13 protein-coding genes are annotated in these 15,051 nt (G+C 71.9%); 11 read left to right on the top strand and 2 right to left on the bottom strand.

Features of this window, described 5'->3' with window-relative positions; all coding sequences use genetic code 11:
• Positions 1-29: 29 nt before the first annotated feature.
• From F6X51_RS13610 to F6X51_RS13645, 8 genes are all read left to right on the top strand, one after another.
• Entirely contained in the window at positions 30-773 is a 744-nt protein-coding gene (locus F6X51_RS13610) for a (Fe-S)-binding protein (RefSeq protein WP_150964202.1), read from the top strand.
• Positions 770-2,371, top strand: coding sequence for a lactate utilization protein B (locus tag F6X51_RS13615; RefSeq protein WP_150964203.1), 1,602 nt, complete (start codon positions 770-772; stop codon positions 2,369-2,371). The genes F6X51_RS13610 and F6X51_RS13615 overlap by 4 nt, the downstream gene beginning before the upstream one ends.
• Positions 2,368-2,961, top strand: coding sequence for a LutC/YkgG family protein (locus tag F6X51_RS13620; protein WP_150964204.1), 594 nt, complete (start codon positions 2,368-2,370; stop codon positions 2,959-2,961). Before F6X51_RS13615 ends, F6X51_RS13620 begins: the two co-directional genes overlap by 4 nt.
• A 133-nt stretch (positions 2,962-3,094) precedes the next feature.
• On the top strand, positions 3,095-3,955 hold the full coding sequence (locus F6X51_RS13625; protein ID WP_150964282.1) for a transglutaminase-like domain-containing protein: 861 nt from the start codon (positions 3,095-3,097) through the stop codon (positions 3,953-3,955).
• A gap of 142 nt (positions 3,956-4,097) precedes the next feature.
• Complete coding sequence (locus F6X51_RS13630; protein WP_150964205.1) at positions 4,098-5,480, top strand: ethanolamine ammonia-lyase subunit EutB; 1,383 nt, start codon at positions 4,098-4,100, stop codon at positions 5,478-5,480.
• A complete protein-coding gene (eutC, locus tag F6X51_RS13635) occupies positions 5,477-6,262 on the top strand; it encodes an ethanolamine ammonia-lyase subunit EutC (RefSeq protein ID WP_150964206.1) in 786 nt (261 codons plus the stop codon). The genes F6X51_RS13630 and eutC overlap by 4 nt, the downstream gene beginning before the upstream one ends.
• A gap of 444 nt (positions 6,263-6,706) precedes the next feature.
• Positions 6,707-8,437, top strand: a complete 1,731-nt coding sequence (gene ilvD, locus F6X51_RS13640; protein ID WP_150964207.1) for a dihydroxy-acid dehydratase — start codon at positions 6,707-6,709, stop codon at positions 8,435-8,437.
• Entirely contained in the window at positions 8,424-9,338 is a 915-nt protein-coding gene (locus tag F6X51_RS13645; protein WP_150964208.1) for a tetratricopeptide repeat protein, read from the top strand. Before ilvD ends, F6X51_RS13645 begins: the two co-directional genes overlap by 14 nt.
• Positions 9,339-9,381: 43 nt before the next feature.
• Here F6X51_RS13645 and xth read toward each other — a convergent pair whose 3' ends face one another.
• Positions 9,382-10,194: an exodeoxyribonuclease III gene (xth, locus tag F6X51_RS13650; RefSeq protein WP_150964209.1), complete on the bottom strand. Its 813-nt coding sequence runs from the start codon at positions 10,192-10,194 to the stop codon at positions 9,382-9,384.
• 150 nt (positions 10,195-10,344) lie between these two features.
• Here xth and F6X51_RS13655 point away from each other — a divergent pair, with 150 nt between their 5' ends.
• The 3 genes from F6X51_RS13655 (at position 10,345) to glpX (ending at position 13,821) form a co-directional block, all read left to right on the top strand.
• The gene (locus F6X51_RS13655) at positions 10,345-11,064 is read left to right on the top strand and encodes a ceramidase domain-containing protein (RefSeq protein ID WP_150964210.1); all 720 of its coding nucleotides are present in this window, start codon (positions 10,345-10,347) and stop codon (positions 11,062-11,064) included.
• Positions 11,065-11,346: 282 nt separating this feature from the next.
• Complete coding sequence (locus F6X51_RS13660; protein ID WP_150964211.1) at positions 11,347-12,669, top strand: homoserine dehydrogenase; 1,323 nt, start codon at positions 11,347-11,349, stop codon at positions 12,667-12,669.
• A gap of 156 nt (positions 12,670-12,825) precedes the next feature.
• Positions 12,826-13,821 carry a class II fructose-bisphosphatase gene (gene glpX, locus F6X51_RS13665; protein WP_150964212.1) on the top strand — a complete coding sequence of 332 codons (996 nt, stop codon included), beginning with the start codon at positions 12,826-12,828 and terminating at the stop codon, positions 13,819-13,821.
• Between the two features lie 81 nt (positions 13,822-13,902).
• On the opposite strand, the gene F6X51_RS13670 is transcribed toward glpX, so the two are convergent.
• A complete protein-coding gene (locus F6X51_RS13670) occupies positions 13,903-14,775 on the bottom strand; it encodes a tetratricopeptide repeat protein (protein WP_150964213.1) in 873 nt (290 codons plus the stop codon).
• Positions 14,776-15,051: the final 276 nt, after the last annotated feature.

Consider the following 15,051-nt stretch of genomic DNA (forward strand, 5'->3'; position numbering starts at 1 on the left):
GCCGAGCCGCGAGAAGAAGAACACCTGTGATGCGCGTCGGTCTGTTCGTGCCGTGCTACGTCGATGCCTTCGAGCCCGAGGTGGGGATCGCCACGCTCGAGCTGCTCGAGCGCTTCGGCCTTGACGTCTCCTACCCGTTCGACCAGACCTGCTGCGGCCAGCCGATGACGAATACCGGCTGCCACGCGGAGGCCGCCGCGACCGAGGCGCTCTTCGTCAGGAACTTCACCGGCTTCGACTACGTGGTGGCTCCCTCGGGGAGCTGCGTGCACCAGGTGCGCGAGCACCTGACGGCGATCCCGCAGACGCCCGAGGTCACCGCCGTGCGCGAGCGGACCTTCGAGCTCGTCGAGTTCCTGCACGACATCCTCAAGGTCGAGGACCTGCCCTGGGCGGAATTCCCGCACAAGGTCAGCTACCACTCGAACTGCAACGCGCTGCGGGGCATCGGCCACGCGCGCCCGAGCGAGATCAACGCGCCGTTCTTCTCCAAGCCCCTCGACCTGCTGGCGAAGGTGCGGGGCCTCGAGGTCGTCGAGATCGCCCGGCCCGACGAGTGCTGCGGCTTCGGCGGCACCTTCTCGGTGTTCGAGCCCGCGGTCTCGGCCAAGATGGGCTACGACAAGGTGACGGACCACGCCCGGGCCGGGGCCCGGTACGTGGTCTCGGCCGATTCCTCCTGCATGATGCACCAGAAGGGCTGCGCCGAGCGCCTCGGCGTTCCGCTGAAGTTCATCCACATCGCCCAGGTCCTCAACGGAGCCGCCGCATGAGCGCGCCAGACGATCTCCGCATCCACGACGGCGCCGCCGACCGCGGCGGGCTGATCCACCCCGAGATCCGCCAGCCGGACGACGAGAGCGAGCGCGGGCCCGACGGCAGCCGGCTCCAGCACGCGGAGGGCACGACGCAGCCGCTCAGCGCCGCCCCGAAGGCCGCCCAGGCCCGCGAGCCGCAGCCCCGCGGCGCCAGGATCCGGGGCAACCGGCCGATCGACCAGGCGGAGGCGGCCGAGCGCTTCATCGCGGCGCCGCTCCACCTCAAGGCCCATGACGAGCGCCTGTGGGACCTGCGCAAGAAGCGGGACGCGGTGGCGCACACCATCCCCGAATGGGAGGAGCTGCGCGAGCTCGCCTCGCAGATCAAGGCGCACACCCTCACGAATCTCGACGCCTATCTCGAGCAGTTCGAGGCGCAGGCCAAGGCCAACGGCGTCCACGTCCATTGGGCCGCCGACGGGGCCGAGCACAACCGCATCGTCCACGGCATCCTGACGGATCACGGCGCCAGGACGCTGATCAAGTCGAAGTCGATGCTCACCGAGGAATGCGGCTTCCGGCACTACATGGACGCGCACGGCATCGAGATCATCGAGACCGACCTCGGCGAGCGCATCCAGCAGCTCGACAAGGAGGAGCCGAGCCACGTGGTCTGCCCGGCGGTGCACAAGACCCGCCTCGACGTGGCCGAGGTCTTCGCCCGGACGCTCGGCACCGACCCGGAGAACGACGACATCCACTACCTCGCCGAGAGCCAGCGCGAGACCACCCGGCCCTACATCCTGACCGCCGATGCGGGCATGACGGGCTGCAACTTCGCCATCGCCGAGACCGGCACCGTCGTCACCTGCACGAACGAGGGCAATGCCGACCTCTCGGGCAACGTGCCGAAGCTGCAGATCCACTCGATCGGCATCGAGAAGCTGATCCCCCGGGTCGAGCATCTCGGCGTCTTCATCCGCCTCCTGTCGCGCTCCGCCCTCGGCTCGCCGATCACCCAGTATACCTCGCATTTCCGCGCCCCGCGCGCGGGCACCGAGATGCACATGGTGCTGGTCGATAACGGCCGCTCGGCCCGGCTCGGCATGGAGGCGTTCTGGACCTCGCTGAAATGCATCCGCTGCGGCGCCTGCATGAACACCTGCCCGGTCTACCGGCGCTCGGGCGGCCTCTCCTACGGCGCCACCTATTCGGGTCCGATCGGGCTCATCATCGACCCGACCTTCAACAAGCGGAAATACTCGACCCTGCCGTTCTCCTCGACGATGAACGGCTCCTGCACCAATGTCTGCCCGGTCAAGATCAACATCCACGAGCAGATCTTCGCCTGGCGCAAGGTCCTGGCCGAGGAGCACGAGATCCCGCTGGTGAAGAAGGGCATGATGAAGGCCGCCGGGCAGGTCCTGAGCCGCCCCGCCGCCTACCGGGCCGCGATCGGCGCCGCCGATTCCGCCCTGCGGGTGCTGCCGCGCTTCGCCGTCTACAACCCTCTCAACACCTGGGGCCGGGGCCGCGAGATGCCCGAGACCCCGCGCCAGAGCTTCCACGCCTGGTACAAGCAGAACCGGGCCAAGACGGACGGTGCCGCATGAGCGCCCGCGACGGCATCCTCCGGGCGATCCGGCAGAACCGCCCGTCCGGCACCTACGCGCTGCCACCCCTGCCGGATTTCGCGCCCCTCGTCGGCGACGACCTGATCGCGTCCTTCGGCGAGCGCCTGGAGCGCATGGGCGGGCGCCTGGCCCAGGCGGGCCCGGACGGCGACCCCCTCGGGGCCGTGCGCGAGCGCCTGGCAGGCGCCCGCGTCGTCGCCTCCGCGGTGCCGGAGGTGGCGGGCAACCGCGACCTCGCGCGGGTCGCGCACCCGGCCGACCTCGCGGATGTCGACGTGGCGGTGGTGCGCGCGGTCTTCGGCGTCGCCGAGACCGGCTCGGTCCTGTTCACCCAGGACGAGCTGCGGGTGAACGCCGTCGCCTACCTCGCCCAGCACCTGATCGTGCTCCTCGATCCGGCCGACCTTCTGGTCAACATCCAGGCGGCCTATCGCCGGCCGGAATTCGGCCGCTCGGCCTACGCGGTGCTCCATACCGGCCCCTCCGCCACCGCCGACATCGAGGGCGTCCTGATCCACGGCGCCCAGGGCGTGCGCTCGCTGACCGTGGTGCTGCTGGCGCGGACCTGAGGCCGCCGGGCGCGCCTCACGCGCTCGTGAGGCCTTTTCCCGGAACCGGGCGGCATCCGGGCGGGAAACCGTGCCGGTCGCAGGCGTAGTCCTTGCTAGGGTCGGCCCTCGACCCCCCGCGATGGAGCAGATGGTGCGCTATACTCTGGGCTGCAGTCTTTCCTACAATATTCTCTCGGACACGCTGTTCATCTTCAACCTCGAGGTCGCGCACCTGAAGAGCCTCGCGATCCTCAGCGAGACCCTGACCCTCTCCCCCGACCTGCCGCGGCGCAGCTACGTCACCCCGGATTTCCAGAACCGCTACCTCGGGGTGAACGTGCCGACCGGCGCCTTCTCGCTCGAGTACAACGCCGAGGTCGAGCTCACCGTGCTGCGGGCCGACCCCGCGACGATCGACGAGACGCCGGTGACGGAGCTGCCCCTCGACATCCTGCCCTTCCTGCTGCCGAGCCGCTTCGTCTCCTCGGACCGGCTGACGCCCTTCGCGCAGGCGGAGTTCGGGAACCTGCCGAAGGGGCACCAGCGGGTGAACGCCATCTGCAACTGGATCCACGACCACCTGACCTACCAGCCGGGCAGCAGCGACGAGCAGACCACGGCCGACGAATCCCTGCTGCGCCGGGCCGGCGTCTGCCGCGACTTCGCCCATCTCGGCACCGCCTTCTGCCGGGCGCTCGGGATCCCGGCCCGCTTCGTCTCCTGCTACGCCCACGGCCTCGTGCCCTGCGACTTCCACGCGGTGTTCGAGGCCTATCTCGACGGGCGCTGGTGGCTGTTCGACGCGACGCGTCAGGCCAACCTCGACGGCCTCGTGCGCATCGGCGTCGGCCGGGACGCGGCCGAGATCGCGTTCTCGACGCCCTACGGCAACATGCAGCCGACGAACATGCAGATCCGGATCAACCGCGCCGACGGCCAGGACGGCCCAGCCGCCCGCACGGTCGACGCGATCTCGACCGAGGAGCCGGCCCCGCACGCCGGCGCCGCCTGACGGGATCCCGTCGTCACGGGATCCGGGGATCCGCGGATCCCGCTGGCCGCAGCGGAGGCATCGTCGGCGCGGCCGGGCCTTTGACCGGGGGCGCCGCGGGGGCATCATCGGCGCGGCGCGCCCGATCAGGAGGTTGTCCGGAATGGCCTATCGCCACGTCGTCGGTCCGCGCTGCTGGGCCTTCTCCGACCTCGCGACCCTGATGGCCAAGGCGACGCCGGTGCGCTCGGGCGACCGCCTCGCCGGCATCGCGGCGGAATCGGCCGAGGAGACCATGGCCGCGCGCTGGTGCCTCGCGGAGGTGCCCCTCGCTGAGATCCTGGCCCGGCCCCTGATCCCCTACGAGGCGGACGACGTCACGCGCCTGATCCTCGACACCCACGAGGCGGGGGCCTTCGCGGAGATCGCGCATCTCACGGTCGGGGATTTCCGCGAGTTCCTGCTCACCGCCTCCTCCGAGACCCTGGCCCGGATCGCCCCCGGCGTCACGCCGGAGATCGCCGCCGCGGTCTCCAAGCTCATGCGCAACCAGGACCTCATCCTGGTGGCCCGCAAGGCCCGGGTGGTGACCCGCTTCCGCAACACGATCGGCCTGCCCGGCACCCTGGCGGCCCGGCTGCAGCCGAACCACCCCACCGACGACCCGGCCGGGATCACGGCGGCCATCATCGACGGCCTCTCCTACGGCTGCGGCGACGCGGTGATCGGCATCAACCCCGCCTCGGACTCGCTCCACGCGCTCGGCAAGCTCCTGCATCTCCTCGACGACGTGATCCGGCGCCTGGAGATCCCGGGCCAGGCCTGCGTGCTGACCCACATCACCACCACGATCGAGGCGATGAACCGGGGCTGGCCGGTCGACCTGCCGTTCCAGTCGATCGCCGGCACCGAGGCCGCCAATGCGAGCTTCGGCGTGAGCCTCGCGATCCTCAAGGAGGCGCACGAGGCGGCGCTCGCCCTGAAGCGCGGCAGCGTCGGCGACAACGTGATGTATTTCGAGACCGGCCAGGGCTCGGCCCTCTCGGCGGACGCGCATCACGGCATCGACCAGCAGACCCTGGAGGCCCGGGCCTACGCGGTCGCCCGGGCCTACAAGCCCCTCCTGGTGAATACCGTGGTGGGCTTCATCGGGCCGGAATACCTCTATGACGGCAAGGAAATCATCCGGGCCGGGCTCGAGGACCATTTCTGCGGCAAGCTCATGGGCGTGCCCCTCGGTGTCGACGTCTGCTACACCAACCACGCCGAGGCCGACCAGGACGACATGGACACGCTCCTGACGCTGCTCGGGGCCGCCGGCTGCACCTACATCATGGGCGTGCCGGGAGCCGACGACGTGATGCTGAACTACCAATCCACCTCCTTCCACGACGCCCTCTACATCCGCGAGGTCCTGGGGCTGAAGCGGGCGCCGGAATTCGAGGCGTGGCTCGCCCGGATCGGCCTGACGGACGGCGACGGCGCCCTGCTGCCCGGCGACAACGGCCGGCGCCTCCTCGGCGCCGCGCCGGACCTCGCCGCGTGAGCGCGCCGGACGACCTCTGGGCCCGCCTGACGCGCCTGACGCCGGCCCGGATCGGCCTCGGCCGGGCGGGGAGCGGGCTTCCCACCCGGGAGATCCTGCGCTTCGGCCTCGCCCACGCGCAGGCCCGCGACGCCGTCCACACCCCGATGGACGCCGCCGCCATCGCCGAGGCGGTCGAGGCCCTCGGCCTCAGGACCCTCCGGGCCGCCTCGCAGGCCCCGGACCGCGCCACCTACCTGCGGCGGCCCGATTATGGGCGCCGCCTCGCGCCGGAGAGCGCGGACGCCCTCCGGCGCGAGGCGGGCGAGCCCGTCGACCTCGCCCTCGTGGTGGCGGACGGCCTCTCGGCCCGGGCGGTCCACGAGGGCGCGGGGGCCCTGATCGCGGCGTTCCGGCCCCACATCGCCGCGGCGGGCTGGAGCCTCGCGCCCGTCGTCATCGCATCGCAGGCGCGGGTGGCGATCGGGGACGCGGTCGGGTCGATCCTGAAGGCCCGGGTGGTGGCGGTGCTGATCGGCGAGCGCCCCGGCCTGTCCTCTCCGGACAGCCTCGGCATCTACCTGACCTTCGGCCCGCGCCCGGGGCGCTCGGATGCCGAGCGCAACTGCATCTCGAACGTGCGGCCCGCGGGCCTGTCGCACGAGGCGGCCGCGTGCAAGCTGAACTGGCTCCTCGGGGAGGCCCTGAGCCGCGGTCTCACCGGCGTGAACCTCAAGGACGAGAGCGAGCGCCGCCTCGACGCGCCGGAGGGGGTGCCGACGCTGCCAGGGCCCGGCGCCTGACCGCGGCGAGGCGGAAGGCACCGGGCCGCGCGACCCGTCAGGATCGGGATTGTTTCTGCGCAGCAATCATCCGAGCAACGAATCCAGTTCGAACGATCGGGTTGATCTGCGATTTACTGTACTGTGGTATGACCCCGGAAAGACGAGCAGATCTCAAGTTGCACCGGGTCCAAGCGTGGCTGTGGCGGGGTCGCAACACCGCGAAAGCATCCCAGGTTTGCCCCGAGACCTGCCTTCATCCGCCGCGATCCCGCCATAAACCGGGACCACCTCAGCGTCAGCGGTAAACGGCAGTTTCCCCAACGATTTACCGTTCTGTTCCGAGTCCATTCCGTGAGCGCGGCCGGCTCTTGCCGAACATCGCCCGTGGGCGGTGCGAGGAGCGGCGTCGAGCGTTGATGAAATGAGCCGATGCGTCGGGGACCAGGGTCGCGAGAATTCAGTATGGACGCGCGTTTGAACGACAAGTCGAAGCTGCCGAGCCGCCACGTGACGGAGGGGCCTGAGCGCGCGCCTCACCGCTCGTACCTCTACGCCATGGGGCTGACCCGCGAGCAGATCCACCAGCCGCTCGTCGGCGTCGCCTCCTGCTGGAACGAGGCCGCGCCCTGCAACATCTCGCTAATGCGCCAGGCCCAGGCCGTGAAGAAGGGTGTCGCCTCCGCCCACGGCACCCCGCGCGAGTTCTGCACCATCACGGTCACGGACGGCATCGCCATGGGGCATGCCGGCATGCGCGCCTCGCTGCCGTCGCGCGAGGTCATCGCGGACTCGGTCGAACTGACCATGCGCGGCCACGCCTACGACGCCCTTGTGGGGCTGGCCGGCTGCGACAAGTCGCTGCCCGGCATGATGATGGCCATGGTGCGCCTCAACGTGCCGTCGATCTTCATCTACGGCGGCTCGATCCTGCCCGGCTCCTTCCGGGGCCGTCCGGTCACCGTGCAGGACCTGTTCGAGGCGGTCGGCAAGCACGCGGTCGGCGACATGAGCCTCGAGGACCTCGACGAGCTCGAGCAGGTGGCCTGTCCGTCGGCCGGCGCCTGCGGCGCCCAGTTCACCGCCAACACCATGGCGACCGTCTCGGAGGCGATCGGCCTCGCGCTGCCCTACTCGGCCGGCGCCCCGGCCCCCTACGAGATCCGCGACAAGTTCTGCGCCGCCGCCGGCGAGAAGATCATGGAGCTGATCGCCACCGGGATCCGCCCGCGCGACATCGTCACCCGCAAGAGCCTGGAGAACGCGGCGGCGGCGGTCGCGGCCTCGGGCGGCTCGACCAACGCGGCCCTGCACCTGCCGGCGATCGCCCATGAATGCGGCATCGAGTTCTCGCTGTTCGACGTCGCCGAGATCTTCCGGCGCACGCCCTACATCGCGGACCTGAAGCCCGGCGGGCGCTACGTCGCCAAGGACATGTTCGAGGTCGGCGGCATCCCGCTCCTGATGAAGACCCTCCTCGACCACGGCTTCCTGCACGGCGACTGCATGACCGTGACCGGCCGCACCATCGCCGAGAACATGGACCGGGTGCACTGGAACCCCGATCAGGACGTGGTGCGCCCCGCCAACGCCCCGATCACCCCGACCGGCGGCGTCGTCGGCCTCAAGGGCAACCTCGCCCCCGAGGGCGCCATCGTGAAGGTCGCCGGCATGGGGCCGGACAAGCAGGTCTTCACCGGCCCGGCCCGGGTCTTCGACGGCGAGGAGGCCTGCTTCGAGGCGGTCCAGACCCGCGCCTACAAGGAAGGCGACGTGCTGGTCATCCGCTACGAGGGCCCGAAGGGCGGCCCCGGCATGCGCGAGATGCTCTCCACCACGGCCGCCCTCTACGGCCAGGGCATGGGCGACAAGGTCGCGCTGATCACGGACGGCCGCTTCTCCGGCGCCACCCGGGGCTTCTGCGTCGGCCATGTCGGGCCCGAGGCCGCGATCGGCGGCCCGATCGGCCTCCTGCGCGACGGCGACCTCATCACCCTCGACGCCATCAAGGGCACCCTCGACGTGGCGCTCACGGACGCGGAATTCGCCGAGCGCCGCAAGGCCTGGACGCCGCGGACCAACGCGGCGACCTCCGGCTACCTCTGGAAATACGCGCAGACCGTCGGACCCGCGGTCAACGGCGCCGTCACCCACCCGGGCGGCGCCAAGGAGACGCAGACCTATGCGGACATCTAGGACTGACCTTTGCCGGCCGCTCGCGCGGCCGGCCGGGGCCGATCCGGATCGGCTCGTCGCCTCGCGCGCGCGCGCGCGAGGAGCGCGGACGGCTCTGGCCGTCGCGGGCCTGCTGCTCGTGCTGGGGCTGCCGGTGACCGCGCCGGTGGAGGCCCTCGACGCGACCGCGCGCACGCCCGTGCCCGAGAAGAGCTTCCGCTCGGCCAAGGACGCGCTGCGCACGGGCATGCGCGAGTACAATGCCGGCGACAAGGAGGGGGCGGCGCGCGCCCTCGAATACGCCGCCGGCCAGGGCCACGCCCTCGCCCTGTGGAAGCTCGGCCGCATGTACGCCGAAGGGGACGGCGTGCCCCACGACGACCTCAAGGCCTTCGAGTTCTTCTCGCGCATCGCCGACGACAGCAACGACGACGGGCCGGAGGCGCCGAATTCCGGCGTCGTGGCGAGCGCCTTCACGGCGCTCGGGGCCTACTTCCTCGACGGGATCAAGGGCACCTACGTGCGCCCGAACCCGGAGCGGGCCTACGACATGTTCAACTACGCGGCGTCGTATTTCGGCGACCCGAACGCGCAGTACAACCTCGCCCGGCTCTATCTCGACGGCACCGGGGTCGAGGCCGATGCGCGCCAGGCCGCCCGCTGGTTCAACCTCGCGGCGGAGAAGGGGCACCACCCGGCCCAGGCGCTGCTCGGCGATCTCCTGGCCAACGGCCTCGGCGGCGTGCCGGTGCAGCGGGCGCGCGGGCTGATGTGGCTCTCCCTCGCCCGCCAGGGGGTGGAGGGGCGCAAGGACGACTGGATCGTCGCCCTCTACGAGAAGAACTGGGCGCGGGCGACCGAGGACGACCGGGCCGACGCGCAGGCCCAGGCCCAGGCCGCGACGGGGCGCCGCCGCCGCTGAGACCCGGACCGGGCGCCGATCCCGGTTCCGCGAGGCGCCCCCCTCAGGCCGGCAGGAGCTCAACCGTGACGGGGACGTGATCGGAGGGCTTCTCGAGGCCGCGCAGGTGCTTCTGCACCGAGGCGGAGACCAGCCGGTCGGCGGCCTGGGGCGAGAGCAGCAGGTGGTCGATGCGGATGCCCTGGTTCCGGGGCCAGCAGCCGGCCTGGTAATCCCAGAAGGTGTAGAGCCCCGCCCGCGGGTCGCAGGCCCGCAGGGCGTCCGTGAAACCCTCCGACAGGAGGCGGCGGAAGGCGGCCCGGCTCTGGGGCAGGAACAGCGCGTCGGCGCGCCACGCCTCGGGATCGGCCGCGTCCTCGGGCTCCGGGATGACGTTGTAGTCGCCGGCGAGCACCAGGGCGGTCTCCTCCGCCATCAGGGCGCGGGCATGCAGGCGCAGGCGCTCGAGGAAGGCGAGCTTGTAGGGGTATTTCGGGCTGTCGACGGGGTTGCCGTTCGGCAGGTAGATCGAGGCGACGCGCACCGGCGCCAGGTTCTTCCCCGTGGTCGGATCCTCGCCGCTGATCAGGGCCTCGATGTAGCGGGCCTGCTGGTCGGCCTCGTCCCCGGGCAGGCCGCGGCGGACCTCGCTGATCCGGAGCGGCGCGCGCACCAGCAGGGCGACGCCGTTATAGGCCTTCTGCCCGAGGGTCTCGACCGCGTAGCCCGCCGCCTCGATCTCGGCCCGCGGCATGCCGGCATCCTGGCACTTCAGCTCCTGCAGGCAGACGACGTCCGGCTTCGCCTCCTCGAGGAAGCCGACGAGGTGCCCCACCCGCTGCTTGATCGAGTTGACGTTCCAGGTCGTGATCCGCATGGGGCTTCTCGTCTCCGGGCGTCCGCGCCGCGGCCCTCGGCCGGCACCGCGGGCGGCGATCGGGGAGGGCGGGTCGCGGGACCGGCCCGTCATCGGGCCTTCGCGTCGCGCTGACAAGCCAGGGCGGGGCGAGGGCAGGGGATGGGGACGATGGACGCGGCGTGGTTCGAGCTCATCCGGGCCTATTGCGAGCGGGTGGATCCGGGCTTCTGGGCCGAGCCCCTCAACGCGGTCTCGAACGCTGCGTTCCTGATCGCGGCCGCGGCGGCGGCCCTGCGCGAGCGCCGGGGCGCGGTGCGCGATCCCGCCGCGCGGGCGCTCGCGGCCCTGGTCCTCGTCGTCGGCATCGGCTCGTTCCTGTTCCACACCCTCGCCCAGCGCTGGGCGATGCTCGCGGACGTGATCCCGATCGCGCTGTTCATCTATGCCTACTTCCTGCTGGCAATGCGCCGCTTCCTCGGCCTCGGCGCCGCCGGGGCGCTCGCCGCGACGCTCGCCTTCGCGGCCTTCGGCGCGGGGCTGGCGCCGCTCCTCGACGCGGCGACGGGCCTGTCGAGCGCGCAGGCCAGCAACGGCTCGATCGACTACGTGCCGGCACTCCTGGGGCTGCTCGGCGTGGCGGCCGGGCTGCTGGTCACGCCGCAGACCCGCGCGCTGGCGCCCGCGCGCCGCGTGGCCGGACGGCGCCTCCTCGCCATCGCGGGGCTGTTCCTGGTCTCGCTCATCTGCCGGACCCTCGACCGGGCCCTCTGCGCCGGGCTGCCGACCGGCACGCACTTCCTCTGGCACGCGCTCAACGCGGCCGTGCTCTACGGCCTGATCGAGACCGCGCGGCAAGTCCGCGGGCGCGCCGCCGGGGCCGCGCGCTGACGCCCGGGAGCGCGCGCTCCTTGCGCCCCCGGTCCCTCCCGCCCGCCTCGATTCCCTGGCCCCCCGATTCCTTGCGCCCCTCTGGGAATCGTTGCAGAAGAGCGCGCCGTGCGTCGCGGCACGGGAAACCGCGTCCCGCCGCATCGCCGCGCACCATCGACCGGCCCGCAGCGGCAGCGTCAGGTCTCGGCACGGGCCAGGTCGGGCCACGGGACAGGCCAGGTCGGGCCGCGGGGCGGGGCGAAGTCAGGTCAGGACACAGGCCAGGTCAGGGAACAGGCAATGACACAGAGCTTCCGCCTCGGCGTCGCCGGTCTCGGCACCGTGGGTGCCGCCGTCGTCCGGATGGTCGCCCGCCGGGCCGCCACGCTCTCGGCCGCGACGGGCCGCGAGATCCGGGTCACCGCCGTGTCCTCCCGCGACCGCGACCGCGACCGCGGCCTCGACCTGGCCGGCATCACCTGGTTCGACGATCCGGTGGACCTCGCGCGCTCGGGCGAGGTCGACGCCGTGGTGGAGCTGATCGGCGGGTCCGAGGGTGCCGCCAAGGCGGTGGTCGAGGCGGCGCTCGGCGCCGGCAAGCACGTCGTCACCGCCAACAAGGCGCTCCTCGCCCATCACGGCGCCGCCCTCGCGCGCGCCGCCGAGGAGGCGGGCGTTGCGCTCGCCTTCGAGGCCTCCGCGGCGGGGGGCATCCCGATCGTGAAGGCCCTGCGCGAGGGACTGACCGGCAACGCGATCAGCCGCGTCTACGGAATCCTCAACGGCACCTGCAACTACATCCTGACCCGGATGGAGCTCGAGGGCCTGACCTTCGAGGCCTGCCTCAAGGACGCGCAGGCGCTCGGCTACGCCGAGGCCGACCCGACCTTCGACGTCGAGGGCTTCGACACCGCCCACAAGCTCGCGATCCTGACGAGCCTCGCCTTCGGCACGGCCCTCGACGCGGAGGGCGTCTCGGTCGAGGGCATCTCGGCGATCCAGCCCCTCGACCTGACCATGGCGCGGGAGCTCGGCTACCGCATCAAGCTCCTGGGCGTGGCGCAGATCGCGGCCGGCGGCATCGAGCAGCGCGTGCACCCGACCATGGTGCCGCGCTCCTCCAGCATCGCCCAGGTCATGGGCGTGACGAACGCCGTCACGATCGATGCCGACGCGGTCGGCGAGCTGACCCTGATCGGCCCCGGCGCCGGCGGCGAGGCCACCGCCTCGGCGGTGGTGGCCGACATCGCGGACGTGGCCGCGGGCCCGGTGCGCCCCGCCTTCGGGCGCCCGACGGGCCGGATGCAGCCCGCCTCCCGCGTCGAGATGCAGCGCCACGAGGGCGGCTACTACATCCGCCTCACCGTGCACGACCGCCCCGGCGTCGCCGCGGGCGTCGCCACCCGGATGGCCGAGCGCGAGATCTCCCTCGAGAGCATCCTGCAGCGGCGCTCCGAGATGGCCGCCTCGCAGGATCCGCACGGGCGCTCCGGCCAGCCGGTGCCGCTGGTGCTGATCACCTACGCGGCGACGGAGGGCAACATCCGCGCCGCCCTCGACGCCATCGCGGCGGACGGGCTCCTGGCCGAGGCGCCGCAGCTGATCCGGATCGAGCGCGAATAAGCGCTGGGGATTTTTTCGAGCGTTCGAGAGCCCGGACCGCAAAACGCGCTACAACGGCAGGCACACGGGCTCAGCGGGACGGTTCCGTCCCGCCGGAAGCGCGGCTCCGGTCCGGCAAAGAGCCGGCCCCCGGGGCGTGATCAGGGCGAGGAAACGATGGTGGAGGCGAACCCACAGGGGCCGCGCGGGATCGTCGCGCGAACCCTCACCCTCGAATTGGCCCGCGTCACCGAGCGCGCCGCCATCGCCGCCGCACGGTTGCGCGGCCAGGGCAACGAGAAGGAAGCCGACCAGGCCGCCGTCGACGCGATGCGCCGCGAGCTCAGCATCCTGCCGATCGACGGCACGGTGGTGATCGGGGAGGGCGAGCGCGACCAGGCCCCGATGCTGTTCATCGGCGAGCGCCTCGGCAGCGGGGAGGGGCCGGCGGTCGACATCGCGGTCGATCCGCTCGAGGGCACCACCCTCTGCGCCAAGGACATGCCGGGCGCGATCGCCGTGATGGCCATCGCCGAGAAGGGCAGCCTGCTCGCCGCCCCCGACGTCTACATGCAGAAGATCGCGATCGGCCCCGGCTACCCGCCCGGCCTCGTCGACCTCGACGCCAGCCCGGCCGAGAACATCGCGGCGCTGGCCAAGGCGAAGGGCGTGCATCCCTCGCAGATCACCGCGATCATCCTCGACCGGCCGCGGCACATGAACCTCGTCAGCGCGGTGCGCGCCACGGGGGCGGGGATCCGCCTGATCTCGGACGGGGACATCGCCGGCATCATCTTCACGACGAGCCCGGAGGAGACCGGGGCCGACATCTATCTCGGCATCGGGGCGGCCCCCGAGGGCGTCATCGCGGCCGGCGCCCTGCGCTGCATCGGCGGGCAGATGCAGGGGCGGCTGATCCTCGACAGCCACGACAAGCGCGCCCGGGCCGAGGGGATGGGCATCAGCGACCCGAACCGGAAGTACGAGCTGAACGACCTCGCCCGGGGCGACGTCATCGTGGCGGCCACCGGCGTCACCGACGGCGCGCTGCTGCGCGGGGTGCGCTTCCGGCCCGGCGCGATCGAGACCGAGACCGTGGTCTACCGCTCCTCGACCGGCACCGTGCGGCGGATCATCGGCGAGCACCGCCGGCCGGAGCGCTTCGAGGGGTGAGGCTGGCCGGCGGGAGCCGCCGGACGCGAAAAGGGGCGGGCGCCCCCCGCGGCACCCGCCCCCGAAACATCCGGCGATCGCTCAGTTGAAGAGCGAGCCGACGCCGCCCTGGACGCGCCCGAGGCCCTGCTTGGCGACCGGGTTGCCCGGGTCGATCTGGGCGGCGCGCTGGTAGCTCTCCATCGCCTCCTTCTTGCGGTTCGACTTCTCGTAGGCGAGACCGCGATAGGCCCAGGAGGTCGCGTCCTTGTTGTTGACGTTGAGGGCCGCGTTGTAGTCCTCGATCGCCTTGTCGAACTGGTTCGTGGCGATGAGGCTCTGGCCCCGCGCGGCGTAGGGCGCGCTGACGAAGGGGTTGCGGTCGATGGCGGCGTCGAAATCCGCGATGGCCTGGGTGTTCTGGCCCTGCTTCTGCCGCACGAGGCCGCGGGCGTGGTACGCCTCGGCCGATTCCGGCGTCAGGCGGATCGCCTGGTTGAGGTCGGAGGAGGCGCCGTCGAGGTCGCCCTGGGCGCGCAGCACGTTGGCGCGGCCGATATAGGCCGGTCCGTAATTCGGGTCGGCCGAGATCGCCTTCGAGAAATCCTGCAGGGCGGCGTCGTTGCGGCCGGTCTGCCGGTAGGTCAGCGCCCGGTTGTTGTAGGCCGAGGCGGAGTTCGGATCGAGCTGCACCGCCTTGGTGAAGTCGCCGATGGCGTCGCCGAACTGGCCCGCGCGGGCATAGGCCGCGCCGCGGGTGTTGTAGGCTGCCGCGTCGTTCGGGTTGCGGGCGATCACCTCCGACAGGGAGGCGATGTTGACGGTCGTCGCCCCCGTCGTGTCCGTCTCCAGCACGGCGAATTGCTTCGGGCCGGCGGCGCTGCCCACCGTCTCGCAGCCCGCGAGGGCCATCGCGGCCAGTAAGGCGGCGCCGATCAGCCCCGCCCTCGGTGCCCGCACGCTCAGTGAAGTCATCGCCCCGCTCTCCTCGGCAGAGCGCGCAGGCGCGCGCTTCCGACTGTTCCTCGTCCGATCGCCGATCCCCGCCGCACCGCCCCGGAGCCCGCTCCGGCCACGGTCCGCGACCGGCAAGACCCGGTCGGCGACGTGCGATGCACGATCCCGCATCGCGGTGAACGCCCGCTTAAGAAGCGGCGACATTCAGCCTCAAGCGATCGGATGTGGCGAAGGTATGGCCCGCTCCGGCGCCCCCGGACAATCGGGCCGAGCCGGGGCCTCGCGCCGCGCGGG

Origin of the sequence: Methylobacterium planeticum (assembly GCF_008806345.1) — a bacterium.
Lineage (GTDB): Bacteria > Pseudomonadota > Alphaproteobacteria > Rhizobiales > Beijerinckiaceae > Methylobacterium > Methylobacterium planeticum.